This is a genomic window from Pontibacter sp. 13R65 (assembly GCF_047525655.1).
GTDB lineage: Bacteria > Bacteroidota > Bacteroidia > Cytophagales > Hymenobacteraceae > Pontibacter.
The window spans coordinates 15,069-41,794 of record NZ_JBLIQL010000023.1 but is presented as its reverse complement, the minus strand read 5'-3'; the positions used below and the strand labels follow the sequence as shown (position 1 = coordinate 41,794).

General features: G+C 46.1%; 24 protein-coding genes. 17 read left to right on the top strand and 7 right to left on the bottom strand.

What is annotated here, in order from left to right:
- Window positions 1-124: 124 nt before the first annotated feature.
- From ACMA1I_RS19750 to fabG, 3 genes are all read right to left on the bottom strand, one after another.
- A complete protein-coding gene (locus ACMA1I_RS19750) occupies window positions 125-691 on the bottom strand; it encodes a sigma-70 family RNA polymerase sigma factor (RefSeq protein ID WP_337070203.1) in 567 nt (188 codons plus the stop codon).
- A 435-nt stretch (window positions 692-1,126) separates the two neighbouring features.
- Window positions 1,127-3,208, bottom strand: a complete 2,082-nt coding sequence (locus ACMA1I_RS19745; RefSeq protein WP_337070202.1) for a VWA domain-containing protein — start codon at window positions 3,206-3,208, stop codon at window positions 1,127-1,129.
- A 237-nt stretch (window positions 3,209-3,445) separates the two neighbouring features.
- Complete coding sequence (fabG, locus tag ACMA1I_RS19740; RefSeq protein ID WP_337070201.1) at window positions 3,446-4,192, bottom strand: 3-oxoacyl-[acyl-carrier-protein] reductase; 747 nt, start codon at window positions 4,190-4,192, stop codon at window positions 3,446-3,448.
- A 470-nt stretch (window positions 4,193-4,662) separates the two neighbouring features.
- Between fabG and ACMA1I_RS19735 the strand changes: the two genes are divergently transcribed.
- A complete protein-coding gene (locus ACMA1I_RS19735; RefSeq protein ID WP_337070200.1) occupies window positions 4,663-6,000 on the top strand; it encodes a peptidoglycan DD-metalloendopeptidase family protein in 1,338 nt (445 codons plus the stop codon).
- A gap of 589 nt (window positions 6,001-6,589) precedes the next feature.
- Here ACMA1I_RS19735 and paaD read toward each other — a convergent pair.
- The 4 genes from paaD to paaA form a co-directional block, all read right to left on the bottom strand.
- Window positions 6,590-7,075, bottom strand: a complete 486-nt coding sequence (gene paaD / locus ACMA1I_RS19730; RefSeq protein ID WP_337070199.1) for a 1,2-phenylacetyl-CoA epoxidase subunit PaaD — start codon at window positions 7,073-7,075, stop codon at window positions 6,590-6,592.
- A gap of 1 nt (window position 7,076) precedes the next feature.
- The gene (gene paaC, locus ACMA1I_RS19725) at window positions 7,077-7,832 is read right to left on the bottom strand and encodes a 1,2-phenylacetyl-CoA epoxidase subunit PaaC (protein ID WP_337070198.1); all 756 of its coding nucleotides are present in this window, start codon (window positions 7,830-7,832) and stop codon (window positions 7,077-7,079) included.
- The gene (locus ACMA1I_RS19720) at window positions 7,829-8,467 is read right to left on the bottom strand and encodes a phenylacetic acid degradation b (RefSeq protein ID WP_337070197.1); all 639 of its coding nucleotides are present in this window, start codon (window positions 8,465-8,467) and stop codon (window positions 7,829-7,831) included. Before ACMA1I_RS19720 ends, paaC begins: the two co-directional genes overlap by 4 nt.
- Window positions 8,468-8,666: 199 nt before the next feature.
- Window positions 8,667-9,653: a 1,2-phenylacetyl-CoA epoxidase subunit PaaA gene (gene paaA / locus ACMA1I_RS19715; RefSeq protein WP_337070196.1), complete on the bottom strand. Its 987-nt coding sequence runs from the start codon at window positions 9,651-9,653 to the stop codon at window positions 8,667-8,669.
- Window positions 9,654-10,349: 696 nt separating this feature from the next.
- On the opposite strand from paaA, the gene ACMA1I_RS19710 reads away from it, so the two are divergent.
- From ACMA1I_RS19710 to mraY, 16 genes are all read left to right on the top strand, one after another.
- On the top strand, window positions 10,350-11,159 hold the full coding sequence (locus ACMA1I_RS19710; RefSeq protein WP_337070195.1) for an enoyl-CoA hydratase/isomerase family protein: 810 nt from the start codon (window positions 10,350-10,352) through the stop codon (window positions 11,157-11,159).
- 72 nt (window positions 11,160-11,231) lie between these two features.
- Window positions 11,232-11,702, top strand: coding sequence for a sterol desaturase family protein (locus ACMA1I_RS19705; RefSeq protein ID WP_337070194.1), 471 nt, complete (start codon window positions 11,232-11,234; stop codon window positions 11,700-11,702).
- Window positions 11,683-12,588 carry a MerR family transcriptional regulator gene (locus ACMA1I_RS19700; RefSeq protein WP_337070193.1) on the top strand — a complete coding sequence of 302 codons (906 nt, stop codon included), beginning with the start codon at window positions 11,683-11,685 and terminating at the stop codon, window positions 12,586-12,588. Before ACMA1I_RS19705 ends, ACMA1I_RS19700 begins: the two co-directional genes overlap by 20 nt.
- Window positions 12,589-13,341: 753 nt before the next feature.
- Window positions 13,342-13,857, top strand: a complete 516-nt coding sequence (locus ACMA1I_RS19695) for an RNA polymerase sigma factor (RefSeq protein ID WP_337070192.1) — start codon at window positions 13,342-13,344, stop codon at window positions 13,855-13,857.
- Between the two features lie 26 nt (window positions 13,858-13,883).
- Window positions 13,884-15,374, top strand: coding sequence for a phytoene desaturase family protein (locus ACMA1I_RS19690; protein ID WP_337070191.1), 1,491 nt, complete (start codon window positions 13,884-13,886; stop codon window positions 15,372-15,374).
- A 72-nt stretch (window positions 15,375-15,446) separates the two neighbouring features.
- The gene (locus tag ACMA1I_RS19685; RefSeq protein ID WP_337070190.1) at window positions 15,447-16,280 is read left to right on the top strand and encodes a phytoene/squalene synthase family protein; all 834 of its coding nucleotides are present in this window, start codon (window positions 15,447-15,449) and stop codon (window positions 16,278-16,280) included.
- 1 nt (window position 16,281) lies between these two features.
- Window positions 16,282-16,812, top strand: a complete 531-nt coding sequence (locus tag ACMA1I_RS19680; RefSeq protein WP_337070189.1) for a hypothetical protein — start codon at window positions 16,282-16,284, stop codon at window positions 16,810-16,812.
- Window positions 16,813-17,511: a lycopene cyclase domain-containing protein gene (locus ACMA1I_RS19675; protein ID WP_337070188.1), complete on the top strand. Its 699-nt coding sequence runs from the start codon at window positions 16,813-16,815 to the stop codon at window positions 17,509-17,511.
- Between the two features lie 5 nt (window positions 17,512-17,516).
- Window positions 17,517-18,362 carry a 4-hydroxy-3-methylbut-2-enyl diphosphate reductase gene (locus ACMA1I_RS19670; protein WP_337070187.1) on the top strand — a complete coding sequence of 282 codons (846 nt, stop codon included), beginning with the start codon at window positions 17,517-17,519 and terminating at the stop codon, window positions 18,360-18,362.
- Window positions 18,363-19,052: a fatty acid desaturase gene (locus ACMA1I_RS19665; RefSeq protein WP_337070186.1), complete on the top strand. Its 690-nt coding sequence runs from the start codon at window positions 18,363-18,365 to the stop codon at window positions 19,050-19,052.
- An 864-nt stretch (window positions 19,053-19,916) separates the two neighbouring features.
- Window positions 19,917-20,384 carry a division/cell wall cluster transcriptional repressor MraZ gene (gene mraZ, locus ACMA1I_RS19660; protein WP_337070185.1) on the top strand — a complete coding sequence of 156 codons (468 nt, stop codon included), beginning with the start codon at window positions 19,917-19,919 and terminating at the stop codon, window positions 20,382-20,384.
- Window positions 20,384-21,298, top strand: coding sequence for a 16S rRNA (cytosine(1402)-N(4))-methyltransferase RsmH (rsmH, locus tag ACMA1I_RS19655; protein WP_337070184.1), 915 nt, complete (start codon window positions 20,384-20,386; stop codon window positions 21,296-21,298). The genes mraZ and rsmH overlap by 1 nt, the downstream gene beginning before the upstream one ends.
- A gap of 53 nt (window positions 21,299-21,351) precedes the next feature.
- Entirely contained in the window at window positions 21,352-21,789 is a 438-nt protein-coding gene (locus ACMA1I_RS19650) for an FtsL-like putative cell division protein (RefSeq protein WP_337070183.1), read from the top strand.
- Window positions 21,779-23,893, top strand: coding sequence for a penicillin-binding protein (locus ACMA1I_RS19645; RefSeq protein ID WP_337070182.1), 2,115 nt, complete (start codon window positions 21,779-21,781; stop codon window positions 23,891-23,893). Before ACMA1I_RS19650 ends, ACMA1I_RS19645 begins: the two co-directional genes overlap by 11 nt.
- A complete protein-coding gene (locus ACMA1I_RS19640) occupies window positions 23,893-25,356 on the top strand; it encodes a UDP-N-acetylmuramoyl-L-alanyl-D-glutamate--2,6-diaminopimelate ligase (protein WP_337070181.1) in 1,464 nt (487 codons plus the stop codon). Before ACMA1I_RS19645 ends, ACMA1I_RS19640 begins: the two co-directional genes overlap by 1 nt.
- A 40-nt stretch (window positions 25,357-25,396) precedes the next feature.
- Window positions 25,397-26,617, top strand: coding sequence for a phospho-N-acetylmuramoyl-pentapeptide-transferase (gene mraY / locus ACMA1I_RS19635; RefSeq protein WP_337070180.1), 1,221 nt, complete (start codon window positions 25,397-25,399; stop codon window positions 26,615-26,617).
- Window positions 26,618-26,726 lie beyond the last annotated feature (109 nt).

Here is a 26,726-nt window from a genome sequence, read left to right as displayed (position 1 = left end):
CATCGTTTTTAGTAAGGGTGCTATGGGAGAGAGTGCAATGCCTGTGGTAGGAACAGGCATCTAGAAACTACTAAAATTATTAAGTTTACCTGGGGGAAGGGAAAAGGCGAGATTTATAAGTGTATCACAATAATAGTAAAAAGCCTAGCACCAAGGATACTTTTAGAAAGAGTTGCTGCAATTTATCCAGTGCCTTGTAAGTGAGCTTATACACTGACTCCTGCTCTATGCCCATAATGCCGGCTATTTCCGGGTAGCTCAAATTCGTAAAATACTTCAGAAATATTACTTCACGCTGCCTGTCTGGTAGCTGCGAGAGCAGTTTTTTAAATTTTTCCTGCAGTTGTTCGGCTGTCTGGCTATGAATCAGGTCCGATTCGTAAGAATCAGTTAAATGGTAATGGTAATCATCAGGTAAGGAAACGCAGGTGTTTTTGTCTGTTAACTTTTTTACTACCTCGCAACGAAGCGCTTTTAACAGGTAGTTCTTTACACTTAATGGCGTGCTTATACTTTCTCTGCTTTTCCAGATTCTGAAAAAGACCTGCTGCACACTATCTTTAATTAGATCTCTGTCCTGAGTTATTTTACAGCCATATTTAAATAAGATGGGCGCATACTTACGATAAAGTATAGAATAATCATGCTCACTCCCTTGCTTAAAATTTTCCCAGATTTCCAGTTCATTCATTACCTTACCCTTAAATACTCAGTTGTTTCTCAGGCAACTCTTGCTTGCACTAAACTAGCAGCAGCAGCAGCTAAAACAGGTGATTTGCTGCTGTAACGAGAAATTTCATCAGCTTATCTTGTGTACTTTGCCGTGTAACTCAGGAAAACCTGTGAGATTTAAAGATGAAGGGCTTCCTTTTGCACTGCTTCAGCATTTAAGTTTGCAAATTAAAATATGAATTGCAAATTTATATACAAATAAATGGTAGTTAGTGTAACTGTAATGGTATGATTGCTATTGGATTAGGGGAAGTACATGAACAAGGGGCCAGCAGTTGCTAAGATGGGCAATATTTTTTTGGTAGGAAACGATACATGCAGGGTGGATGACATAAAGCCTGGGTTCAAGCCTGTTCTACTTACCTTTAGTGGTAGTAGAACAGGCTTGAACCTATTAGTAACTGCCGTTATATTTCCGCACAAACCACTCCGCACAAACCAGGGCCAGAATCACAAAGAAAATCCATTTCATGTCTACTAAGTCGTTGAACGATTCGGAGCTGTAGATCAGGTTTTTGTGATCGGCCTTGAGGATATCTTCTTCCAGTTGCTGGAGCTGTGTGGGGTAGTAGAGGCGTGAGCCGGTGTTATTGCCTAGCTGAAAGAGCAGGTTATGGTCGGCCACCGCGTTAAGCGCTTCCAGCTGCAACTCCTCAACCACAAACTCACCTTTATCTTGCTGTAGCTGCCCGCCTATAGTAGCGCTTGCCGCATAGGTGTAGCGGCCTCCAGGCAAAGAGCCGATGTTTACACCCGCCTGGTTTTCGCCGTTGGCAAATGTAAATGACCTGGTGTTATCTTCTTCGTCTGTAATTTTAAGACTGATATTTTGGCCGTAAATAGGCTCAAGCGCCTGGTTATAAGCTTCCGCCTCAAAGTAAATTTCGTCTGCGCTGGAATATTCGTCGCGAGCCGGAAATACATTCAAGCGTTTCTTGTTGCGGGGGGCGGTGAGGAGCTGTACCAGGTTCGTAATCAGCTTATCGTACACTTCAGGTTTTTCATGTGCCGATGCCTCTGCCAGGCGCCATTGCCAGGTTCCGGAGGCAAGGAGGGTGGCGTTGCGCTGGTCGTTGGCATTTTGTACAACCAGCAGCGGCCTGTTGGTGCGCACCCGCCCCACTTGTTGGTAAAGTACTGTTTCAGCGTTTTTAGAAAGCTCAAATTCGGCATAAGGTACTGTTGCAGGTGGGTACTGCTGCAGGCGCTCCGTTGCCTCTGTCGCCAGTTTAAACGTGCTGAAGTTCGGGTTGAGGGCACTGGTTACCTCATCGCTATCGCCGGAGCCGCCAATAGAGAGGCCCATGTTTAAGCGATTAAAAGCCGAAATATCACTTTGCGGACCAATTATGTACAAGGCTGGCATTTGTTTCTGGCGCACCAGGTTGAGCACAGCTTCGCCTCCTGCCGTTCTGGAGGGGAGCTGGTGCAGCACCGCTACATCGTATTCCTGCTGCTTCAGTGTGTTCACTCCTGGCAGAAAGAGCTCCGTTTCGTAGTTCTCGTTCGATTCTATAGCTGCCCTTATCGCCTTGATGTCGGGGTGGGGAGAGGCCGCCGCAACAAGTATCTTGATTTTACCTTTCACAACATCTATGTAAGCATGCTTGGTGTTGTTGAGGGTAGTAAACTCTCCTTGCAAAGGCTGAATTTCTACTTCGTAGTGCTTTTTGCCAAGCCCGCCGGCCAGGACCGAAAACGGCACTACCTGTAGCGCTCTATTGGCTTGTAGTGTTACCTGTTTTCTTTCGAGCACCTTTCCGTTTTCTTTTAGCAGGACTGTGGCAGAGGAGCCGCCAAAGCCTTCGTGCTGCAGCTCGGCCTCAATCGGGAATTTGTTGCCGCTATAGTTTACTTTGTTGTAGCGCAGGGAGGCCAGGATTATATCCTTCTTTGGCACGGTATCGCCAACAGCAATGGGATAGATGGTGAAATTGTAGTTGGAGTAAGTAGGAGAGGTACCTTGGTTCACAATGCCATCAGAGAGCAGGATTACGCCTGCGAGATTTTCGCGCTCCTGCTCATTTTGAGCCTGCCGGAGCAGCTGACTCAGGTTGGTGGCCTCTTGTTTAAACCGAATATCGGTTAGAGTTTGGGCCTGTTCTCCAGTTTCTAGTGTCCTGATTTGGGTGTTATAGCCATTATCTTGCAGCCTGGTCATAAGCTGCTGCAGGCCCTGCTGGGTTTGTTGTAGCTGGGAAGTATCAGAAAAGAGGGTAACGGAGCTGGAATTATCTACCGCAAATACAATGGTAGGCTGCAGCGTGGTGTTCTTAAAATAGCGCACCAGTGGCCCCAACAGCAGAAAGCACAAAAAACTAACTACGGCAAACCGCAAAAAGGCGAGCGCGTAGTTCAGGTTTCTGGACCAGGGCGTACGCTTGCTGTAGAGCAGCCAGGCATACAAAACGCCAGCCGCCACACAGACTAATATAAGCCAGGGGGAATAAGTAGTGAGGATTCTAAAAGAAGACACGTGTGTTAATTAGAAATTAAAAATTATGAATCAGTAATTCAGAGCATGCATAAACTTCATTCTTGCACTGCATAAAATGGAGTTTAAAGATGGCCTAAAATAATTATATAATCTGTGAACCAGCAAGGAAAGTACAACGGGCCACTTACATGTTTAGCATATTACACTAGACCTTACTACGATTAAAATCCACAAATTAATTTATAATTCATAATTTTTAATTTCTAATTAAAAAGCTTAGGTCAGCATACCGCCATCTACCTGCAGCACCTGCCCCGATATGTAAGCTGCTTCGTCGGAAGCCAGGAACGCCACACAATTAGCTACATCAGCTGGTGTACCGCCACGTTTCAACGGAATGGCCTTACGCCACTCGTCAACCACTTTCTGGTCGAGTTCGCCTGTCATTTCGGTTTCTATAAAGCCGGGAGCCACTGCGTTGCAGCGAATATTGCGGGAACCAAGCTCGAGCGCTACTGATTTGGTAAAACCAATAATGCCTGCTTTTGAGGCTGCATAGTTGGCCTGGCCGGCATTGCCCTTAATGCCAACCACAGAGGTAATATTAATGATAGAACCAGCTTTGGCACGCATCATGTGCTTGGTGGCCGACTTGGTAAGGTTGAAAACAGATTTCAGGTTGGTGTTGATGACGGCATCCCACTGGTCTACGCTCATGCGCATCAGGAGGCCATCGCGGGTAATACCGGCGTTGTTTACAAGAATATCTATTTTGCCAAATTCGCTGATTACGTCTTCTACCAGCTTTTCTGCCTGGGTGTTGTCTGCGGCATCGGACCGGAAGCCTTTTGCATTGCCTCCGTCAGCAGTGAGCTCCTGTTCCAGCTGCTGTCCTTTTTCAACGCTCGACAGGTAGGTGAACGCTACCTGGGCACCCATCTCCACAAATTTTTGTGCGATGGCACGGCCAATACCTTTAGATGCTCCCGTTACCAGAGCTACTTTTCCTTCTAATGTTTTCATAAGGGCCAAAGTTAGAAAAGATTTTTAAATGCGGTTAGGTGAATTCGTTGTTTTGAATGGCAGGCAATGGCTTTTCGAAGAGGCGGGGGCTTCTGGAAGGCCTATTTCATTAGAATAATTAAAGATGTGCAGCAGGGAATAGCCTCTAACAGCTTTACCTCGTTTTGTCTGTTTGAAAGAGGCTTGTGCACAAGGGTAAAAGCAGGGGCTAGAGCTAGTGGGTGCATCGGGCAATTTTGTTTACCCTGATAGTGATCGGCCGGTTGATAGTTCTATAAGGAACTTGCCCACCCTTTAGATCAGGGATTTTTGACCTGCCCAGCCTGGAGGTGTTATAGTGCCCATTTGCGGAGGAGACCTAGGCGCTCGAGAGTAACTGGTTAACATCCTGATTATTGTCCGGACTTTATTTTTAATTCTATAATTTTACCCATATTTTAGCACCTGTTTTCAACCAAAGCCTTAGTACAATGTTTAAACGCCTTATCGGATTTGCCATCCTGATAGCCAGCTCTCTGTTAATTTTTTTTACAGCGGCGCAAACCTTCAATTTTACTTTATCAGACGATTTAGAGCAAGAAACAGACGGTTTCTCCATTGTTACTGAAAATGAAGAAGAGGAGGAGGAGGAAGGTCCGGCTCCAATTGTGTTTGGCATTCCGACCGATTCGATGAGAATTGTGGAAGGTGAAGTGGAGCGGGGGCAGAGCATGTCAGTTATATTGGCTGATTACAATATTTCTGCTGCTACCATCGACCTGCTTTCTCAGAAAGCGAAAGGTGTTTTTGATCTTAGAAAAATTAATGCGAAGCGTAACTACATTATTCTTCATGCCAAAGACGCGAACCGCACGGCCCAATATTTTATTTACGAGCCCAACAATATAGAATACATTATATATGACCTGCGCGGAGACCTGGAGGTAACAAAGGTGAAGCGGGAAGTGCAGGTAATCGAAAAAGCCATATCCGGCGAAATAAACCACTCGCTCTATGCCTCTATGTTAAAGGCTGGAGGCTCTGCCCAACTGGTAAATACCTTTGCCGATATCTACGCCTGGCGCCTCGACTTAAACAGAATTCAGCCTGGCGATAAATTCAAGCTTATTTATGAAGAGAAAGTGGTAAACGGCACGCGCATTGGCGTAGGCAAACTCAAAGCTGCATATTTTGAGCATCAGGGCCAGCCGCTTTATGCCATCGCCTTCGATCAGGACAATAGCTCCGGTTATTTCGATCAGAACGGCAAAAGCCTCAAAAAAGCATTTTTACGGGAGCCGCTGGAGTACAGCCGCATCAGCTCCCGCTATACCATGAACCGTTTTCATCCAGTTCAGAAAGTTAATAAACCGCACTTGGGCACCGACTTTGCCGCCCGCGCCGGCACCCCTATCCGCACAGTGGGCGACGGAGTAGTGGTAGAAGCAAAATTTACGCGCGGCAACGGCAACTATGTTAAAATCAAACACAACGGTACCTACACCACCCAATACCTGCACATGTCTAAGTTTGCTAAAGGCATCAAGGCAGGCGTGCGTGTGCAGCAGGGGCAAACCATCGGCTATGTGGGTAGCACCGGCCTGGCTACTGGCCCGCACCTGTGCTATCGTTTCTGGAAGAATGGCAAGCAAGTAGATGGTCTGAAAGTGCAGTTGCCTGAAGCGGAGCCTGTAAGAAAAAGAAATTTGCCTTCTTTCCTGACACAGAAAGAAATTATTGTGCAGCAGCTAGAAGCACTGAATACAACCGGTAATCAGCCTCAGGAATTATTAGCTGTAAAAGAGGGCAATAAATCGGATGGTGTTTGAGTTGTATTAATGTTCAATATTGGTTTTGTTAATGTGAAGGGGCAGTCGTAATGGCTGTCCTTTCTCTTTTTAGACTTTTCCAATAGAGTTGATCTTCAGAGGGAATTTGTGCCGCTATTCTTTGTTACCTTCTAATTTTCCACTCAGCCCTTTCCTTTTGTCATCCTGAAAGGATCTTGTGGGCGAGATGCATTAGCAATGGCTATTGCAGTTGTAGTTTAAGTTTGCATAGTAGCTTTTCTTGCTGTGACAGCGGGGTGGGGCCGTTGTATTGCCTGTGTCTTTGTTCTTTTTGTCTTGATACAAAAAGAACCAAAAAAATCAAGACGATTTTGAACTCGCTGAACGCTCAAACATAAAATCGTCAATGGGTGCACCTGGCTCAGGTGTTCTGTTCGTTACCTCCTGCCGCAATGCATTAGTTTAGGTTAGTCTTCTGCTAAATTATTCTAATGGAATTGCCCTTCCAGAGGCTTATTGAAAGTTTTAGATGCTAGACTAGGTTTTAGATGTTAGACCCTTGGCAGTTAAAAGTTAAAAACGGATGTACATTCTCCGCACAACCAATCAACAATTCAACAACCAGCTATTATAAAGGTTTAAACTGCTCAAACATTTGGTGGCAGTCGTTGCAGTAGTGGAGGGCACGGCAGAGGGTGGGGCCGAAGGGCGAACGCATAGTGGTGTTGGTGCTCTTGCAGTTAGGGCAGGTGGCGTATTCCAATATGTCCAGGTCCAGTATCAGGTCGTAGGTGGGTGGAGGAGCCAAACCGAATTGCTTTAGTGCGGCACGTCCTTTTTCCGTAAGTTTATTGCTGTTCCAGGGGCTGTCGAAAGACATCCGGACTGTGAAATTGTTGATGCCGTGCCGTGCCAGCGTCTGCTCTACATCTTTTTTCATGTAGTCCATAGCGGGGCAGCCGGCAAAGGTCGGGGTCATGTTCACGGTTACATGGGCGTCTTCTGCTATCTCTACACCTGTTATCACCCCCAGGTCCACCAGCGACAAAACAGGGATTTCCGGGTCTTTTACCTCCTCCAGTATAGCGAGTATATCTTTTTTCTGTAAGGTCATGTTACCATTCTGCAGTAGGATCAATTTTTATGACTTCGGCCATTTCGTTTAGCAGTGGCTGCAGGTGTCGGGTGTGGGTGCCGTAGCGGCCCCCTACCATAGGTGTAAGGCTAGCTAAATCCGGCATGGTAAGTGCAGTGGCCGATAGTACCTGTTGTACCTTACTTAGCCACTCTTCCTGAATAACGGCTTCTCCCTTGTACACACCGCTCTTTATCAGCTCCTGCTCATAAACGGAGGGTTCAAATAATCCCAATGCATACGGCATGAGGCTATTCAGTGAATTTTGCAGCCGCGTGATAGCTTCTTCGGTAGAGGAGCCCAGGTTCCGGATCCAGGTGTTGGCATGCAGCACGTGGTATTTAATCTCACCTTTCAGTTTGGTAGCGACTTTAGCAATTGGCTTGTAACTGGAATTGCTAAGCATCTCGAACCGGATAGACTCTGCATGGTCGTAAAGAAAGTGGCGGATCAGGCTGAAGTCAAACTCGCCATTGGGCAGCTCTGTAAACTGACTGTTGTGGAACTGAGTAGCCTGTCTGGAGAAAGCAATGGTATCTTGTTCTGGTTCGCCTAAATCGTGCAGCAGCGTGTAAAAGGCCAGGCTGTGGCCTATTTTATCCTGTGCCATAGAAGAAAAGGCAATGTCCTCTTCCAGAATGGGACCAAGGCCAGTCCACTCCGAGTTGCGGTGGCCCAGAATAAGCTGGTCGTCAGCTATTTTGTATAGTAAATCTTTTATGGCTTCCTCTATCATGCTGATTGGTCTTGTGCCTGCTCTTCTTTAAATCGCTTTATCTTATCCAGTACCTTATAGGCAGCGGGTTCTCTGTATTTTTTCTCCGGCAGTGTCAGCCACATATCCCGGTCTTCCTCTGCCGACTGCAGCACGTTTTTCGACTTTACTACCCACATGTTTACTGCAGGATGTTGCGCGGCAAAAGCTGTTTTCGCCTTGTGGTAAGCTTCCTGGTAAGAGGTAGCACCTACGCGGCCCACGTGGGTATGGGCTTTTCCTCGCTTTTTCTGATGAAACACTTCGTAAGACTCCAGCGGCCATACTGTATCTTCGGGTATGTCGACCTCAAAAGAATCGTAGATACATTCATCGTCGTTGGCATAAGGCGATACCATAATATGCCTTGTAAGCACTACCCACAAGCCACTGCAGGCTGAGCGCCGACTGTATTGTTCTTTGGCAAACAGGAAGGCAACATCGGCGTTAGGAGCATGTACTGGCCCAACATAAGTAAATGGTGTATTATCGCGTTTGCGGGCAAAAACCTCAAAGGTCTCGAACTGGTCGAATTCTGCTTTGGGCTCCATGGGTGGCAGCTCCCCGTCTGGCAGGTGCAAACGGTTAATTCTCGGATCTAAAGACTTCAGCGACATAAGCAGCAGATTTAAATTGAACAAAAAGAGCCATTGCATTTTACCATGTAACTCGGTCTCTATACTTGTTAAGGAAACAAGGTGCTATAAATCGCACCTTAGAACAGAAGGGACAAAAGGAAGAGCTTGAAGTAGATTCTTATTTTACAGAATAAACCATGTGCCTCAAAATGGCTACTTTGATTTTAAGTGCAGGTACTTAAGCAAGTGGCCGTACGTATTTGGCAGTGGGGTTTTGGAGGGCAAGGCGTACCCAGGCTCCCCGTTCCTCAGCCATGCGGCGTACTCCCAGCCGTTCTGCGTTGCAGGGGCCGTCTCCGTTAATTACCCTTCTGAACTCCTCCCAATCTGGCTCAGTATATTCCCACTGGCCGGTTTGCTGGTTCTTTTTCAGGAGCGGGTCGGGTATGGTCAGACCTATTTCCAGAATTTTGGGCACATACATGTCGAGGTATTGCTGGCGGCACTCGTCGTTAGAAGCCATTTTAACTTTCCAGCGCATCAGCGTTTCTGTGTGAACACTTAATTTATCGGAAGGGCCAAAAAAGGTCATGATCTGGCTCCACCAGCGGTTAAGTGCTTCCTGCACCATCTGGCGCTGCGGAGTGGTGCCAGTTGCCATGTATACCACAGAATCGTGCCCGTACTTCAGGTGAAAAGCCTCCTCGGCGCAGATGCGTTCCAGAGCACGGCAGTAGGGGCCATAGGATCCCTTGGAATTAGCCATTTGGTTTACAATCGCTCCCGCGTCAATGAGCCAGGAAATAATGCAGGAGTCTGCCCAGGTGTAAGTGGGGTAATTGAACACGTTAGAGTATTTCGACTTGCCGTTTATCAGGTCTGTCAGCATTTCTTCCCTCGATTTGCCAAGGGTTTCGGCTGCACTGTAAAGCAACTGTGCGTGACCAACCTCGTCCTGAACCTTTGCCATCAGGGCCAGCTTTCGCCTAAATCCCGGAGCGCGAGTAATCCAGGTGCCTTCCGGCAGCGCTCCGATAATTTCTGAATGGGCATGCTGCTCTATCATACGTATAAGCTGCATGCGGTAGAGCTTTGGCATCCAATCGTCGGGCTCTATTTTTTCGCCCTGGGCTATGCGTTCTTCAAACTCAGCCAGTTTCGACTGGTCTTCCTGCTCCAAGCCTTCTGCTTTGGTAGCTTCAAAAGTGTTTCCTCCTCCGTACATAACCTCTCAATTTTCTGATTTAGCTAAAAAAGCCGGACTGCATAACAGCCCGGCAATTGTAGTTTTGTAGCGTATAAGTAATTATGTTCCTGGAAGAGGTAGATGTAGTTTTTTGCTGTCGTGATATAAAAATTTGACTTTGATAAATCCAAGTCAAAACTTCCGTTTAAGAGTTCTGGCTAAAACCAATGGTAGTGCCAGAGTTAGATATTCTCCCATTAACATATTTAAATGTACACAAACTAACGTTAGTTAGCAATATATTTTGTATTTACGAGTAATTTTTAGTGAAAGTTTTATAAGAGGGGCAATTTCGAAACACTTTGATCGCTATAATATTAGGCGAAGCATTAAAAAGATGTTTGTTAAATTGAAGCTTATTTTATTTTTGATGCGTAAAGTCAGAGTAGGAGATCGGGTTACTTGAAACAGCGGAGCTTGGAGGGGCAGGAGAGGTAGGTTCCCCGGCGTATAACCTCAGTTCTATTTTAATAGAGGTAGAGGAACGACTGGTTAGAGGAGCAGTTGGAAGGTCTCTTTATTTTTTGTTATTTAATTAGTGTCTGCTGCTCGTATTTGCCTGCAAAGCAAAATGCTGTTGCCGGAACAGGCCCCTGGGCTAAACAAAGCGCAGTCTGTTGTTGTTAACAGTTGCCGGTAATACCAGTGCAGGTTCATTTGAAAACTTCTGAAATTATGACTGATACTATGAATACTGCTGAAAAGCAAGTGATGGATTTTGTACGGTACCATGTAAAAGACCGGGTAGGCTATATAACCATTGCACGGTCCGAAAAGCGGAATGCCCTTAATTTTGAAGTGGTACTGGAACTGAAACGAGCTTTTGCGAGGGCCGAAGACGATGAGAACTGTAAGGTAATAGTTTTTCGGGCCGAAGGAAAGGTGTTTTGTGCCGGTGCAGACTTAGAGTATCTGCAACTGCTGCAGAAATATAATTACCAGGATAACCTGGCCGATTCCACACACCTGATGGAGCTCTTTCGGACAATCTATACACTTAAAAAAGTAGTGATTGCGCAGGTAAATGGCCATGCCATTGGCGGTGGCTGCGGACTGGCAACTGTTTGCGATTTTGCCTTTACCGTGCCTGAGGCAAAGTTTGGCTACACCGAGGTTAAAATAGGGTTTATTCCGGCTATCGTTAAAGTGTTTTTACTTCGTAAAATAGGGGAGGCGAGGGCCAAGCAACTCCTGCTCACTGGTGACCTGATTTCGGCGCAGGAGGCGCAGGCATTTGGCCTGGTAAATTATGTGGTGCCGGCAGAAGAGCTGGAAGACAAGGTTTTTGCCTTTGCGCAGAAACTGTGCACCGAAAACTCCCGCCAGTCTATGGAGGTAACGAAAGAGATGATTGCCAGGGTGCAAGGCAAATCGTTGGAAGAAGCACTGCAATACGCTGCTGAAATGAATGCTGTTGCGCGTAGCAGCGAAGATTGCCAGCGTGGGATCGCGGCTTTTTTAAATAAAGAGCGTGTAACTTGGTAATTAAAAATTTCAATTTCATAAACCATTTGTTCATCTTGCTGTTTGTTCGTTATGCTGACTGGCATTGGAATCATGGTACTTACTTTTGTAGCAATGGAAGCTGTGGCCTGGGCCACGCATAAGTACGTGCTACACGGTTTTATGTGGTTTCTTCATAAGTCGCACCATACCAGGCACCAGCACACATTTGAGCTGAACGACTTGTTTTTTGCCTACTACGGCATGCTGGCAATGCTTTTCTTTATATTTGGGGAAAGTCCGCTGGATTACCGCTTCTGGATAGGCGCAGGTATTACCCTCTATGGTGTTGCTTATTTCCTGATTCATGATGTGTTCATTCACCGCAGAATCAAATTATTTGGTAAAACATCTAATAAGTATCTGAGGGCACTTAACATAGCACATAAGGTGCATCATAAAGTGAATCAGCGAGATGGATCCGAATCATTTGGTATGCTTTGGGTGGCACCCAGGTATTTCCAGTCAGCTTCTAAATCAATCAGGAAACAGAAGCAAATAAACCGTGGCTCTCTACTCAATTAAGGAACTGGAACATCTTTCCGGCATCAAGGCGCATACTATCCGCATCTGGGAGCAGCGCTATCAGATACTGTCTCCATCCAGAACCGATACCAACATCCGGTTTTACGACGATGAAGACCTGAAATGGCTGCTCAACATCTCTTTGCTAAACGAGAAAGGCTTTAAGATTTCTAAAATCGCCAAAATGAGCAAAAGCGAGGTAGGGCAATTGGTGCAGCAACTCAGCGAGGAAGCCAATGAGTTCGACCATCATATTAACGGGCTCATCACGGCTATGCTCGACCTCGACGAGCCGCTTTTCGATAAAGTATTGTCTACCGCCACGCTGCAAATGGGGATCCAATTTATGATGCAGGAGGTCGTGTATCCGTTTCTCAAGAAAATAGGCATTCTATGGCAAACCGGTAATATCAGCCCGGCGCACGAACACTTTATCAGTAACCTTATCCGACAGAAACTACTGGTTGCTATTGACGGGCAGGTAGTGCGGCGGCAGGAGGGAGTTCCTACCTACATGCTGTTTTTGCCAGAAGGAGAAATGCACGAAATTGCGCTGCTGTACATGAACTACCTGCTGCGTTCGCTCCATATTTACACGCTTTACCTGGGGCAGAGCCTACCTTTTGAAGATCTGCGGCTTTGCTATAAGAATTTTAAGGCCGATTACCTATGCACAGTGCTTACTTCCACGCCCGAGCGCAGCGAAGTGCAGCATTATATCAATCTGCTGTCTACTACTTTTCCGGAAGCAACGGTGCTGCTGTATGGGAACCAGGTGCAGTACGAGTTCCTGACTATTCCGGAAAATGTAAAGCGTCTAACCTGTATGCAGGACTTTGTTAATGTGATTAGCGACAAGAATATGCTGGTTAGCTCGCTAAGATAGCAGCTTGTACTGCACTCCCAATTATTCTAATGAAAAAGGCCTTCCGGAGGAAATTTCAATTTAATAAGCCCATGACCTGGTTACTTTGAGTATATCGCCAGTGCCAACCTGCTATGATTGATGCAATAAATATGCTGCTATTTTCCCTGCTTCTGCCATTCAATAATTGGTGGAGGCAGGGAATTTTGCTTAAAGATGCCTAATAAACAAACGGTGGTGGAGCGGGCCAGCGGTAAATTCTACTAATGAAAGTGGCCTTCCAGAGGCTGAATCAGGAAATTGGCATTTAGGCCGTCGCAGAGTTTTAGCATCCGCAGAGGCTTTCTGCTGACTTTGTGCCGCTGTGTTTTAATATGTCAGTTCACTTCTTCAACTCCAGTTTCGAATTTTGGCAGGTCATCCTCCACCTTACGTTATTGGTTTGATGCGTCAATCCTTCAGGATCTCTTCTAGTAAACTCTTATTCACATCACTTATAGTGGAAGTTACAGAAAAGGGAAGTGTATAACATACTTGCTCTGCTTTTTTAGGTTTTCAGGCTTGAAAAGGTAGAATTGTTTACAGTCATTTTTATGACCCTAACATGTTGTATTTAACTTATTTGGTTCCTATAACTAAAGATTGAACCATTAAATGAGTGACTAGTGAAAAATAAACTGTTTAACATTTTTTATATTAAATTAAACAAAATACCTTGTATACTCTTAACTAGTAAAGTTTGTTTACGTATAGGGTAGAAAAAGTTAAACAGATATGACAGCTCTGGAATTTAGTAATCATGTGCAGCTAATGGCCCAAAACATGCGTCAGGCTGCTATGCGCCTTACTCAAGACGCAGACGATGCCAAAGATTTGGTTCAGGAGACCCTGCTGAAGGCACTGTTGAACCGGGAAAAGTTCTTGCCCGGCACCAACCTCAAAGCGTGGTTGTTTACTATTATGCGTAATTCTTTCATCAACAATTACAATAAAGTAACCAAGCGCAGCAGTAATTCGGATTTCGACGATTTTTTGCACCACCTCAATCACGATGAAAATTTCATGACACAAAACAAAGGCACTGCAACTTTCGTCATGAACGATATTGAATCTGCTATTGAGGCCCTGCAAGAGGAGCACCGAACTCCGTTTATGATGTATTATGTAGGCTATAAATACCTGGAAATAGCCGAAATGCTTAAAATACCGATCGGTACAGTAAAAAATCGCATATTTATAGCCCGGCAGGAGCTTAAAGCGATGCTTCGGACTTACCAGCTAGATGCTTGAATAAATACGCGTGCTATAATTAATTTATGATTCGGAAAAAAGTAATTGTCATTGGCTCCGGTTTCTCCGGCCTTTCGGCTGCTACCAGTTTGGCGGCAGAAGGCTTTGAGGTAACGGTGCTGGAAAAAAATGCCAGCCCCGGCGGCCGGGCAAGAAGCTTTGCAGCGCAGGGGTTTACCTTCGACATGGGGCCTAGCTGGTACTGGATGCCTGATGTATTTGAGTCATATTTCCAGGGCTTTGGCAAAACTACTTCCGATTACTACCAGCTAAAACGCCTCGACCCATCTTACACTGTCGTTTTTGGCGAAAAAGATTTTATGCAGGTTCCTGCCGCCCTGGATCAGCTGCGGGCTATGTTTGAGGACCTGGAACCAGGGAGTGGTGCAATGCTTGATGAGTTCCTGAGGCAGGCTGCATACAAATATAAAGTGGGCATAAAGGAGTTGGTGTACAAGCCAGGTCGTTCTGTTACTGAGTTTATGAGCCTGAAGCTCCTGTATGATGTTGTTCGGATGGACGTTTTTCAGTCGTTCCATAAGCATATCAGACGGTTTTTCAAGCACAACAAAATCATCAAGCTCATGGAGTTCCCTATTCTGTTTTTAGGGGCGCTTCCGGAAAATACACCGGCACTGTATAGCTTAATGAACTACGCCGATATTGCACTCGGTACCTGGTACCCGATGGGAAGCATGTACCGCATTGTAGAAGGCATGATGCAATTGGCCGAGGAGAAAGGTGTCAGGTTTCTGTTCAATCAGGATGTAAAGCAAATTGAAGTAAGTCAGGGTGTAGCAACTGGCGTTGTAACCATAAATAATCGGTTTGAGGCAGATGTTGTAGTGGCAAGTGCCGATTACCACCATGTAGAAAAGCAATTGCTGCCAAAAACTTACCAGAGTTACTCCGACAAATACTGGGATGAAAGGGTAATGGCCCCTTCTTCGCTCATTTTTTATCTGGGCATTAACAAGCGATTGCAAAACCTGAATCATCATAACTTGTTTTTTGATGAAGATTTTGGACCACATGCCCGGGAAATCTATACAGATCCTAAATGGCCGACAAAGCCGTTGTTTTATGTGTCAGCACCGTCGGTAACAGATGCTAGTGTAGCGCCGGCAGGCTGCGAGAACTTATTTGTGCTTATACCGGTGGCTCCGGGCCTAACCGATACCGACGAGGTACGCGAAAAGTATTATCACCTGGTTATGGAGCGGCTGGAGCAGCTCACCAAGCAGGAAATTAGAAGCAGCGTGGTATACAAGCGAAGTTATGCGCACCACGATTTCGAAACCGACTACAATGCTTTTAAAGGAAATGCTTACGGATTAGCTAACACGCTCATGCAAACGGCTCTATTTAAACCTGCGCTTAAAAGTAAAAAAGTAAACAATTTATATTATACAGGTCAACTCACGGTGCCCGGTCCCGGCGTGCCGCCTTCTCTTATTTCGGGGCAGGTAGTGGCGAAGGAAATTGTAAAAGAAAGCAAAATGGAAGTGGTGGCTTAGCGGCATATTTGTTTTACTCGTAAAAGCAATAAGTGCCTCCCTAAATAATTGTAAAAGAAAATTAATTTGTACATGGAGCTATTCAACCAAACTTGCCTGAAGTGCAGCAAGGTTATTACCGAGGCCTACAGCACCTCCTTTACCTTAGGCATTAAAACGATGCATCGCAAATTCCATAGCCCTATTTACGCCATTTATGGATTTGTAAGGTTGGCCGACGAAATTGTCGATACTTTCCATGATTACGAAAAGCGGGAGCTGCTCCATGATTTTAAAAAGCAAACCTACGATGCCCTGAAAAAACGAATTAGCCTGAACCCGGTACTGCAGGCTTTCCAGGAGGTGGTGACAAATTACGACATAGACACTGCTTACATAGATGCTTTTTTGAAAAGCATGGAAATGGACTTGGATGATAATGTGTATGACAAGGCTTTGTACGAACAGTATATTTATGGCTCGGCCGAAGTCGTAGGCCTGATGTGCCTGAAGGTATTTTGCGAAGGAGATAAGGAAATGTTCGACCGTCTGAAGAAACCCGCCTGCAGCCTTGGCGCCGCTTTCCAAAAAGTGAATTTTCTTCGTGATTTTAAAAGCGATTATGATGAGCGTGGCCGGGTGTACTTCCCAAAAGTAGATATCAAAAACTTCAATAATATAAGTAAAGCCGAGATAGAGGCCGATATTGTTAAAGATTTTGAAGATGCTTACCAGGGTATACTAGGCCTGCCTCGTGGAGCCCGTATGGGGGTTTACCTGGCCTACGTGTATTACCTGAAGCTTTTTAAACGGATACAACGCGTGCCCGCAACCCATATACTGCAGGAACGCGTAAGAATACCTGACAACACAAAGCTGGCACTTTTGCTTGGCTCTTATGTTCGGTATAGACTAAATGTGATTTAACGTGAGAATATTTCTACTTACTTTCCTGCTTTTTGTAGCAGGCGCGACCTTGGGTAACAAAATAAACAATTACAACCTTTCCGAATTACGGAAACAATACCTGGCCGCCAGCCAGGACAGTGAGGCCGGTAAAAACTTTTACCAACTCATGAGCGATTACAAAGAGAAGGAACCGGTACTGATGGCTTATAAAGCAGTGTCAGAGGCAACTATGGCTAAATACGTCTGGAACCCTTACCAGAAACTGAAGCACCTGAAGCAGTCGGCTGCCATTTTTGAGGAGGCAGTGCAGTTGGAAAATAGAAACCCGGAAATTCATTTCCTGCGTTTTACAGTGGAGCATTATGTGCCCCGCTACCTGAACCTGAGTGGCCACCTGGCCGAAGACAAAAAAGTGATTCTGGATAGCCTGAAGGCGCACCCGAAATCCGGTATTTCTACAGACTGGGCCCGGACCATGCGCGATTTCATGCTGACCAAAGACCATTGCACAGAAGAAGAAAAAAAGGCCTTGCGAAGCATCAAAATCTAAATGTACATCTACCTATACCTCAACATATTCACTATACTTTTCCCGTTGTTGCTGTCTTTTGATAAGAAAGTGACTTTTTACAAGAGTTGGCCTTATCTTTTTCCGGCCATGGCGTTAAACGGGGCACTTTTTATTATCTGGGATGTGTTATTTACCAGAGCAGGCATCTGGGGCTTCAACGAAGAGTACCTGGTTGGTGTTAAATTGTTTGGGCTGCCGCTGGAGGAGGTACTCTTTTTCGTGACGGTGCCTTATGCATGTGTTTTTATTTACAGTGTACTCAATGCCTATATTGCCAAAGATCTGTTACAGTCTGTAGCAAGGCCGGTTACATATGGGTTAGTGCCTGTGCTGGCTGTGCTGGCAGTGTTTAATATATATAATTTATATACCTCCATAACGTTTAGCCTGCTGGCAGTGCTGTTGGTAATACACCTGCGGCTGTTTGGCACCAAAGTGCTAGGGCGATTTTACCTGGCATACCTGGTCCACCTGGTGCCTTTTCTGCTGGTAAACGGGGTGCTAACCTATCTGCCGATAGTGTGGTACAACAACGACTATAACCTGGGGCTGCGCATTGTGTCTATTCCAGTAGAAGATACCATGTACTCAATGCTCATGCTGCTGCTTACTATTTCCATTTTTGAAGGACTGCGGCAGCGCCAGGCTGTGAAACATTTTGAGCCTCATCTTGTTTAAAAGATATGAAGAGCCTGCGTATAACCATCGATACTAATTCCGGTTTCTGCTTTGGAGTGGTGTATGCCATCCAAATGGCAGAAGATATACTGCAGGAGCAGGGCTACCTCTATTGCCTGGGAGATATTGTGCACAACGATGTGGAAGTGGAGCGTCTGCAACAGCGTGGGTTATGTATTATAGACCATAACCAGCTCCGGCAACTGCACAACGAGACTGTGCTTATCAGAGCGCACGGCGAACCACCCGAAACTTATCAAACCGCACTGGCTAATAACTTAACTATTATAGATGCCTCCTGCCCTGTGGTGCTAAAGCTACAGAACCGCATTAAATCCTCCTACGACAAAAAAGAATCTATTTACATTTACGGCAAGCATGGCCATGCCGAGGTATTAGGACTGCTGGGGCAAACAAATAATAAGGCAGTCGTGTTTGAAAACATTGCCGAATTGCTGCAGCATAAGCTACCTTCTCAGCTTACTCTCTTTAGCCAAACCACCAAAAGCACCGATAGTTTTTATAAAGTAAAGCAGGTGATGGAAGAGCAGGGGGTAGCGGTATCGGCCAACGACACTATTTGTAGGCAGGTATCTAACCGTGATAAAGACCTGCGCAAGTTTGCCGCTCAGTTCGATAAGGTTATTTTTGTATCGGGCACAAAATCATCTAACGGCAAGGTGCTTTACCAGGTATGCAAAGACACAAACCCGGAAACCAGGTTTGTGTCTAAGGTAGAGGAGTTGCGGCCGGAATGGTTCGCAGCCGGTGAGTCGGTGGGGATTTGTGGTGCTACTTCTACTCCACTTTGGCTAATGGAAGAAGTACGGGACGCCTTGCAAAAATTCTAAATGATAAAAACAGCCAGAAAAGATAATCGGGGCATTGTAATAGCAGCTGTTATTATAACTGGTTGGTTTCTGTTGCTGGCCTATCTGCTGCAATTGCCTGTAAGTTTTTCATCGCCTATTACTTATCTTTTTGTGCTGCTACAGACGCACCTGTACACAGGCATGTTTATTACGGCGCACGATGCCATGCACGGTGTAGCGGCTCCCGGCCGACCTGGTTTGAACAAGGCAATAGGTACGGTGGCAGCCTTCCTTTTTGCCTATAACTGGTACCCGCGCCTGCTCCCCCGGCACCACCAGCACCACCGGCACGTTGCCACAGAGCACGATCCCGATTACCACCAGGGCAGCTTCTGGCCCTGGTACCTTAGCTTTCTGAAGCAGTATATTACCTGGTGGCAACTCCTGCTAATGGCCATCACCTTCAATGTGCTGAAGTTTTTTTTCCCGCTCGAGAACGTGGTGCTGTTCTGGATGTTGCCTGCTATTCTGGCTACTTTCCAATTGTTCTATTTTGGCACGTACCAGCCACACAAAGGAGAGCATGCTCCGCACAACAGGCACAAATCAGGTACTCAACCAAAAAACCATATATGGGCTTTTCTGAGCTGCTATTTCTTTGGCTATCACTACGAGCACCACGAAAAGCCTTACCTGCCCTGGTGGAAGCTCTACAAAGAGAAGTCATGATCGATTTAGCCTTTTCTTCCTGCTGCAAAGCATAGACACCTCAAGTTAAATTATTCAAATTCTTTTGCCCTTTCGGAGGCTTTATTGCTTATAAAAGGTCTAGGGTAGGTCATTGTTGCTATCAACTTGTCTCGCGGAAGCTCGCTGTTTATGTGAGTATTAGGTTTTAAATGTGGTGCAGCATGAGTAATAGTGCAGCACCTTACCTGTAGCAGGTGGTTGACCCTTTTATTCTTCACAACGCTAATAGAGGCCCCTTTATCATTTATGGCTTGCTAATTTATTCATGCGCCAATTACCTGGTGTAGTTATATCTGCATGTGCTTTAGGGCCAACCGGTAACGGGCCAATTCCGCTAATGAAATTGCCCTTCCGGAGGGCATTTGCCACCTGCCAATCCCATGCTTTTTAGCGAAGAAAGACAAGCCCTTTCTAACGAATTTCTCTTACCTGCTTGAGCCAGGTAAGCAGGCCGGCATTCTATGGTTTTTTGCTCCACCACTCCCTGATTTTCCTATTTTCTCCACTTCAAGTTTATCCACCAACCTTCTTCTGCCACTTTCTCCCACTTTTGCCATTGTTTAAGAGGGTGTAAAGTATCGGGTTATGTGATAAAGGTTAAGGTATTGAAAATCAATGAATTATTATTTTGCCCCTCGAATATTAGTAACTTTTAATGTATGATGCAAATTTAGTTTTCACCAAAATGAGCGGAAAAAATGTGGATAATGTGGATAAGTGGGGTGGATAACCATAATTTATCCACAAAGTGGTAAAAAGTGGTAGATTGTGGTTGTGGTGTTTTCCTGATTCGTTACATTTGTATACTCCTGAAAACTATAGGAGCCACTAAACAAATGTTGCATGAACTTCCTATCTGGCGAATACGAATGCAAGATTGATCCAAAGGGAAGGTTGGTTTTACCTGCAAAGATAAAAGCCAACTTGCCGGAGGCGTCTGGCAATCATGTTGTCCTGATGAGAGGGTTTGAGCCTTGTTTAGTGCTGTATCCGAAAGTGGAATGGAAGTCTATTTATGATAAGGTGGCTGGCCTGAACGAGTTTAATGAAGAGTATCGTCACTTTCAGCGCAATTTCTTTCGCGGAAACACAGAGATCGAGCTAGACGGGACGGGCCGTTTTATTTTGCCCCGCACCATGGCTCGCTTTGCCGAACTGGAGAAAGAGGCGATTGTAGTGGGGCTCGGAAACAGAGTGGAGATCTGGAACCCTGATAAGTATGAGGAGTTCCTGATTAAGGACCAGCAGAGTTTTTCACAGCTTGCCCAGAAGTTTCTGGGCGATAAGCCAGCAGAGGAGGCGTCGATTTAATGGAGTATCATCGTCCGGTTTTATTAGAGGAGTCGGTAGATGCCCTGGCTATTAAGCCTGATGGTGTTTATGTGGATGTGACTTTTGGAGGTGGTGGTCATTCGTTCCTCATTTTAAGCAAGCTTACAACCGGTAAGCTTTATTCTTTTGATCAGGACCGTGATGCCGAAGCACAGGCCAAAAAGATCGATCACCCGGGTTTCAACTTTGTGAAAGCCAATTTCAGGGATCTGAAAAAGTACCTGCGACTACACCGGGTGAAAGAAATTGACGGGCTGCTGGCAGACCTGGGTGTTTCATCGCACCAGTTTAATGTGCCGGAGCGGGGTTTTTCCACTCGTTTCGAAGGACCTCTGGATATGCGCATGGACCCGCAGGCGGCCTTGTCGGCAAAAGAAGTGGTTGCCACTTATTCGGAGGAGCAGCTTCATCGGATATTCGGCATTTACGGCGAAGTGAAAAACGCACGAACGCTGGCTCGTTTAATTGTGGAGCGCCGGATGCGCAACCCGATCGAAACGATTAGCGACTTTAAACAGGCAATTAGCGCCTGTACCCCAAAAGGGAAAGAGAACAAATACCTGGCGCAGGTTTTTCAGGCCTTGCGCATTGAGGTGAATGATGAGTTGAAGGCACTTGAGGAGATGTTGGAGCAGACAGCAGAGTTGCTGAAGCCAGGGGGACGGTTAGTGGCTATTTCTTACCACTCCTTAGAAGATCGCCTGGTGAAGAACTTTATTGCAAAAGGTAAGTTTTTTGGAGAGGTAGAGAAGGATTTGTTCGGAAACGAGATTAAACCGCTTGATGCCATAAGCCGAAAACCAATAACCCCCTCGGAGCAGGAATTGCTGGAAAACAGCCGCTCCAGAAGCGCCAAACTTAGAGTAGCCGGGAAGAGAGAATTGAATGATTAAATAATTTGAACTGCAACAGCAGTTAGTAACGAGCAAAAAGTTAAATATCGACTATGGCTTCTAACCTTATGACCAGGAAACCACGCGCGCCTAGAGCAAACAAGGCACGCCTGCAGGCAGAGGAAGAACCTCAGGTGCCAGCTGCACCTAAGGGGTCGGGGTTTAGCATATTTAAACTGCTTGAAAAATATACAAATGTCGATTTTTTGTTTGAGGAAGGCGTTCCGCTCCGGTACCTGCCGAACGTACTCTTCCTGACCGGCATTACGCTTTTCTATATCGGCAATACGCATTACGCCGAAAAAATAATCCGCAGAATAGATAAAATTAAGGTGGAGACCGAAGACCTGAGGGCAGATTACACTACCCTTAAGTCTGATTACATGGATGCCAGCAAGCAATCGGTGGTGGCTGGAAATGTGGCACCCTTAGGTTTGCTCGAAAGCTCTTCCCCTCCTTACCAAGTAGAAGTAGCAGCAGATGAATATTAAGAAATCCATACTCGTTCGGGTAAGGGTAGCTTTTTTGGCTATCTGTTTATTTGCGTGCGCCATTGTTTACAAAATCGTGCACATTCAGTTTCTGGATAAAACCAACTGGAAAGCCATTTCGAAAGAGCGTCGCGTGCGTTATCAGCCAGTGTTTGCTACCCGTGGCAACATTTATTCCGACAACGATGTGTCTTCGGGTAACGAGAGTATACTGGCAACTTCCCTTCCTTTTTACCGGGTAGCCTTTGATCCGACTATTGCCGAAACGCAAGTGTTCAATGCCGGTATCGACTCACTTGCCATGTTGCTGGCTCGTTTCTACGGCGACAAATCAGAAGACCACTACCGCCGCAGAATCAAGAACGCCCGCACCAACGGTCGTCGTTACCTTCGCCTGAATAGCCGTCAGATCAACTACCAGGATAAGAAGATGATGGCCCAGTGGCCTATTTTCAGAGCCGGTAAAAACAGGGGCGGAGTAATTTTTGAAAAGGTAGAAAAGCGCTTCAAGCCGTTTGGCCTTCTGGCAGAACGCACCATTGGGTTTATTAACGTAGATAAAAATGGGGCGGGGCTGGAGTTTAGCTTTAACGATAACCTGGCTGGTACCGATGGGGAGGCTCTTTTTGAGCGCATAGCCGGTGGCAACAAACCTATTTATGATGGTACCGAAGTGAAGCCCCAGCACGGTTACGACATCAAAACCACCATTGATATTAACCTGCAGGATGTGGCAGAGAATGCCCTGTATAAAGCGCTGGCCAAAACGGATGCAGATTATGGTTGCGTGATTATGATGGAGGTTAAAACCGGGGAAATAAAGGCTATTGCCAACTTGGGAAAAACAAAAGGTGGTTATATAGAAGATTATAACTATGCAGTTGGTAACCAGGGTCGTACAGAGCCAGGGTCAACTTTCAAGCTGGCCGCTATGATGGCGTTGTTTGAGCACGCCAACGTAAACCTCACTGACTCGGTAGACACAGGAAAAGGTTCCTTCCGGATAAAAGGCAGAACCATGACTGACTCTAAAATAGGTGGCTACGGTAAAATTACCGTTCAGGAAGTTTTCGAGAAGTCTTCTAACATAGGCGTTGCCAAACTTACCGAAGAGCACTTTGGCACTAACCCAACTGCCTTTACGGATTACCTGAACCGGTTTGGTTTGGGTAGTACACTCGGTTTTCAGATGGATGGTGAGGCAAGACCTTACTTGAAGAGCCCGCAAGACAGAAGCTGGAGTGCTACATCGCTGGCTTCTATGTCTATTGGGTATGAACTGAAGCTGTCCCCGTTGCAAACACTTGCTTTTTATAATGCGGTGGCCAACAATGGTGTCAAAATACAGCCTATTATTGTAAAAGAAATCCGCAAGGCCGATAACGTAATCCAGACCTTCCAGACGCGGGTGTTGGACGAAAAAATCTGCTCCGACGCAACACTTAAAAAGCTTCGCACCATGATGGAGGGAGTAGTGGAGAACGGTACTGCCAAAAACATCAGGAGTAACGATTATAAAGTGGCCGGCAAAACCGGAACAGCCCGTAAGGTAAAGAACGGTAAGTATGTAAAAACCTACTCTACTTCTTTTGCAGGCTATTTCCCTGCCGATAACCCTAAGTACAGCTGCATTGTTATAATTGATTCGCCAAAAGGAGTAAATGTGTACGGTGGCGATGTGGCAGCGCCTGTTTTTAAAGAGTTGGCCGATAAAGCCTATGCCCGCGACCTGGCCATGCACAAGCCTTTGCTCGCGCGCGTGGTGCCAAACAAAGAAAGCCTCCCCGATATTAAGTCTGGCAGCCTCGATGATCTGAGCCTGATCTGCAACAAAATCGGGATTAGCAACCATTCAAAATCACCGGATGAGGATTGGGTGTACGTGGAGCCGCAGAAGCGATCGCTTGTATTTAAGCCTAATCCTGTAAATGCAGCTACTGTGCCCGATGTAACGGGCATGACCCTTCGCGATGCGCTCTTTATTCTGGAGAACCAGCGCCTTAGAGTAAAAGTGGAAGGTACAGGCAAGCGGGTGCAGCGCCAGTCGGTGGCACCAGGCGCAGCTATTGAAAAAGACGGACAAATAGTGTTGATATTAAGCTGATGAGACTGCTGCAAGACATACTAACCCAGGTACAGGCCCTTGAAACAAGAGGGCCTCTTGGCGTTACGGTAGAGGCTATCTCCTTCGACTCTCGACAGGTGCTTGAAGGAGTGGTGTTTGTGGCGGTGCGTGGGGTGCAGTCTGATGGCCACGAGTATATCTCAAAAGCAGTGGAGGCAAAAGCCGCCGCCATTGTTTGTGAGGTATTACCGGCTTCTGTTCCGGATGGTGTTACTTTCGTGGTGGTAAAGGATTCGTCTCAGGCGCTGGGGCAAATGGCTTCTGCTTTTTATGGCCATCCGTCTAAGAAGCTAAAGTTGATTGGAGTAACTGGCACTAACGGTAAAACCACCACGGTTACTTTGCTGCACAAGCTGTTCCGGGAGTTGGGCTACCACGTAGGCATGCTCTCTACGGTACAGAACCAGATCGATGAAATAGTGTTGCCAGCAACACACACCACGCCCGATGCCATAACGCTGAATGACTTGCTCGACCAGATGGTAAAAGCAGGCTGTGCTTATTGCTTTATGGAAGTGAGTTCACATGCCATGGTACAGCAGCGGGTAGCTGGTTTGCAGTTTGCAGGAGGTGTTTTTACCAACATCACCCACGATCACCTCGATTATCACAAAACCTTCGACGAGTACATTAGAGCCAAAAAGCTGTTTTTTGACCAATTGCCTGCCAAAGCGTTTGCGCTTGTGAACAGCGACGACAAACGAGGTGCAGTAATGGTGCAAAACACTAAGGCGAGCGTACATTTTTACTCGCTCCGACGTGCTACTGAGTTCAAGGCCAAAGTTATAGACAATACCTTGCAGGGGCTTCATCTGGAAATTGATGGCTACGAAACTTGGTGCAAACTGATAGGCTTGTTTAACGCCTATAATTTGCTCAGCGCTTTTGCCGTCGCGGTGCTGCTGGACGAGGACCCGGTAGAGGCGCTGACTGTATTATCAAGCCTTACTTCAGCCTCCGGTCGCTTTGAGTATGTGGTGTCTGATACTCAGATTACCGGTATTGTAGACTACGCGCATACGCCCGATGCCCTCGAAAATGTGCTGAACACCATTCAGCAGATCCGCAACCCAAACCAGCAGGTAATAACAGTAGTGGGTTGTGGTGGCAACCGCGATGCAGCCAAAAGGCCAGTAATGGCAGACCTTGCCTGTAGACTGAGCGATAAGGTAGTGCTGACCTCTGATAACCCTCGTTTTGAAGAGCCGCAGGCTATATTAGAGGAGATGCAAAAGGGAGTAAAACCTTTAGATTATAAAAAAACGCTGGCCGTGCTCGACCGGCGTGAAGCCATTAGAACGGCCTGTATGCTTGCTTCTAAAAACGACATAATATTAGTAGCAGGAAAAGGCCATGAAACTTATCAGGAGGTAAAGGGAGTCAGGTACCCATTCGACGATAAACAGGTTCTGCAGGAAACGTTTGAGCAATTAGGTAAATAAATACGCGCAACTAAACAAAAGCAACACCCAAAATAATTACATGCTCTATCACCTCTTTACATACCTAGATCGCGAATTTGATGTATTGGGAGCCGGTGTGTTCCAGTACATTTCCTTCAGGGCGGGTATGGCGACTATTGTTTCTTTATTGATTGCCATGATTTTTGGTGGCAAACTAATTAAAGTACTGCAGCGGAAGCAGGTAGGCGAAAGTATCCGCGACCTGGGCCTGGAAGGGCAGTTGGAGAAGAAAGGCACTCCTACCATGGGGGGGCTTATTATTTTGCTGGCCATACTGGTGCCAACACTGCTCTTTGCCCGCTTAGATAATGTTTACATCCTGCTGATGCTGGTTTCCACCGTTTGGTTAGGTCTTATCGGTTTTCTGGACGATTACATCAAAGTATTCAAAAAGAACAAGGAAGGACTGGCTGGGAGGTTTAAAATATTAGGTCAGGTAGGCTTAGGAATCATAGTAGGGCTTACGCTTTATTTTAATGATGATGTAGTGGTGCGGCAATACATTTTTTCAGATGGCAGCACCTCCGCCGTAAATGCTTCCTCCAGGTGGATCGACGTGAAATCAATGATCACGACCATCCCGTTCCGGAAGAACAATGAGCTGGACTACTGCAATCTTTTCTCTTTTGCAGGAACTGCTTTTCAGGACTGGACCTGCTACCTCTACATTCCGTTTGTGATCCTGGTAATAACAGCGGTCTCTAACGGAGCAAACATTACAGATGGGATAGATGGCTTGGCTGCCGGAACATCTGCCATTATCGGCATGACGCTAGCTATTTTTACCTATGTTTCTGGTAACACTATTTTTGCCGATTACCTGGACATCATGTTTATCCCGAACTCCGGTGAGCTGGCTATTTTTTGTTTGGCCTTTGTGGGGGCCTGTGTAGGCTTTCTGTGGTACAACTCCTACCCGGCACAAGTGTTTATGGGCGATACGGGTAGTTTGGCCATTGGCGGCATTATAGCCGTGCTATCGCTTATTGTGCGCAAAGAGCTGTTGATTCCGATTCTGTGCGGCATCTTCTTAGTAGAAAACCTGTCGGTGATGCTACAGGTGAGTTACTTTAAGTACACCAAAAAGAAATATGGCGAGGGACGAAGGATTTTCAAAATGGCTCCTTTGCACCACCATTACCAGAAGCGGGGTTACCACGAGTCAAAGATTGTTTCGAGGTTTTGGATCATGGGTATTATGCTCGCTATTCTGAGCCTGGCTACCCTGAAACTGAGGTAATAACGCATTGGCTAAGTGTATAAGCCTGGCATATGAAAGAGTAAAAATGCCTCAGAGAGGGTATTTTAATTAGAATAATTTAGAGCAGAAAAGGCAACGGCAGGTATAA

Coding starts and splice junctions, on each gene's coding strand:
- ACMA1I_RS19750 (WP_337070203.1), bottom strand. CDS start 691: ATGAATGAACTGGAAATCTGGGAAAATTTTAAGCAAGGGAGTGAGCAT.
- fabG (WP_337070201.1), bottom strand. CDS start 4,192: ATGAAAACATTAGAAGGAAAAGTAGCTCTGGTAACGGGAGCATCTAAA.
- ACMA1I_RS19735 (WP_337070200.1), top strand. CDS start 4,663: ATGTTTAAACGCCTTATCGGATTTGCCATCCTGATAGCCAGCTCTCTG.
- paaD (WP_337070199.1), bottom strand. CDS start 7,075: ATGACCTTACAGAAAAAAGATATACTCGCTATACTGGAGGAGGTAAAA.
- paaC (WP_337070198.1), bottom strand. CDS start 7,832: ATGATAGAGGAAGCCATAAAAGATTTACTATACAAAATAGCTGACGAC.
- ACMA1I_RS19720 (WP_337070197.1), bottom strand. CDS start 8,467: ATGTCGCTGAAGTCTTTAGATCCGAGAATTAACCGTTTGCACCTGCCA.
- paaA (WP_337070196.1), bottom strand. CDS start 9,653: ATGTACGGAGGAGGAAACACTTTTGAAGCTACCAAAGCAGAAGGCTTG.
- ACMA1I_RS19710 (WP_337070195.1), top strand. CDS start 10,350: ATGACTGATACTATGAATACTGCTGAAAAGCAAGTGATGGATTTTGTA.
- ACMA1I_RS19705 (WP_337070194.1), top strand. CDS start 11,232: ATGGTACTTACTTTTGTAGCAATGGAAGCTGTGGCCTGGGCCACGCAT.
- ACMA1I_RS19695 (WP_337070192.1), top strand. CDS start 13,342: ATGACAGCTCTGGAATTTAGTAATCATGTGCAGCTAATGGCCCAAAAC.
- ACMA1I_RS19690 (WP_337070191.1), top strand. CDS start 13,884: ATGATTCGGAAAAAAGTAATTGTCATTGGCTCCGGTTTCTCCGGCCTT.
- ACMA1I_RS19685 (WP_337070190.1), top strand. CDS start 15,447: ATGGAGCTATTCAACCAAACTTGCCTGAAGTGCAGCAAGGTTATTACC.
- ACMA1I_RS19675 (WP_337070188.1), top strand. CDS start 16,813: ATGTACATCTACCTATACCTCAACATATTCACTATACTTTTCCCGTTG.
- ACMA1I_RS19670 (WP_337070187.1), top strand. CDS start 17,517: ATGAAGAGCCTGCGTATAACCATCGATACTAATTCCGGTTTCTGCTTT.
- ACMA1I_RS19665 (WP_337070186.1), top strand. CDS start 18,363: ATGATAAAAACAGCCAGAAAAGATAATCGGGGCATTGTAATAGCAGCT.
- mraZ (WP_337070185.1), top strand. CDS start 19,917: ATGAACTTCCTATCTGGCGAATACGAATGCAAGATTGATCCAAAGGGA.
- rsmH (WP_337070184.1), top strand. CDS start 20,384: ATGGAGTATCATCGTCCGGTTTTATTAGAGGAGTCGGTAGATGCCCTG.
- ACMA1I_RS19650 (WP_337070183.1), top strand. CDS start 21,352: ATGGCTTCTAACCTTATGACCAGGAAACCACGCGCGCCTAGAGCAAAC.
- ACMA1I_RS19645 (WP_337070182.1), top strand. CDS start 21,779: ATGAATATTAAGAAATCCATACTCGTTCGGGTAAGGGTAGCTTTTTTG.
- ACMA1I_RS19640 (WP_337070181.1), top strand. CDS start 23,893: ATGAGACTGCTGCAAGACATACTAACCCAGGTACAGGCCCTTGAAACA.
- mraY (WP_337070180.1), top strand. CDS start 25,397: ATGCTCTATCACCTCTTTACATACCTAGATCGCGAATTTGATGTATTG.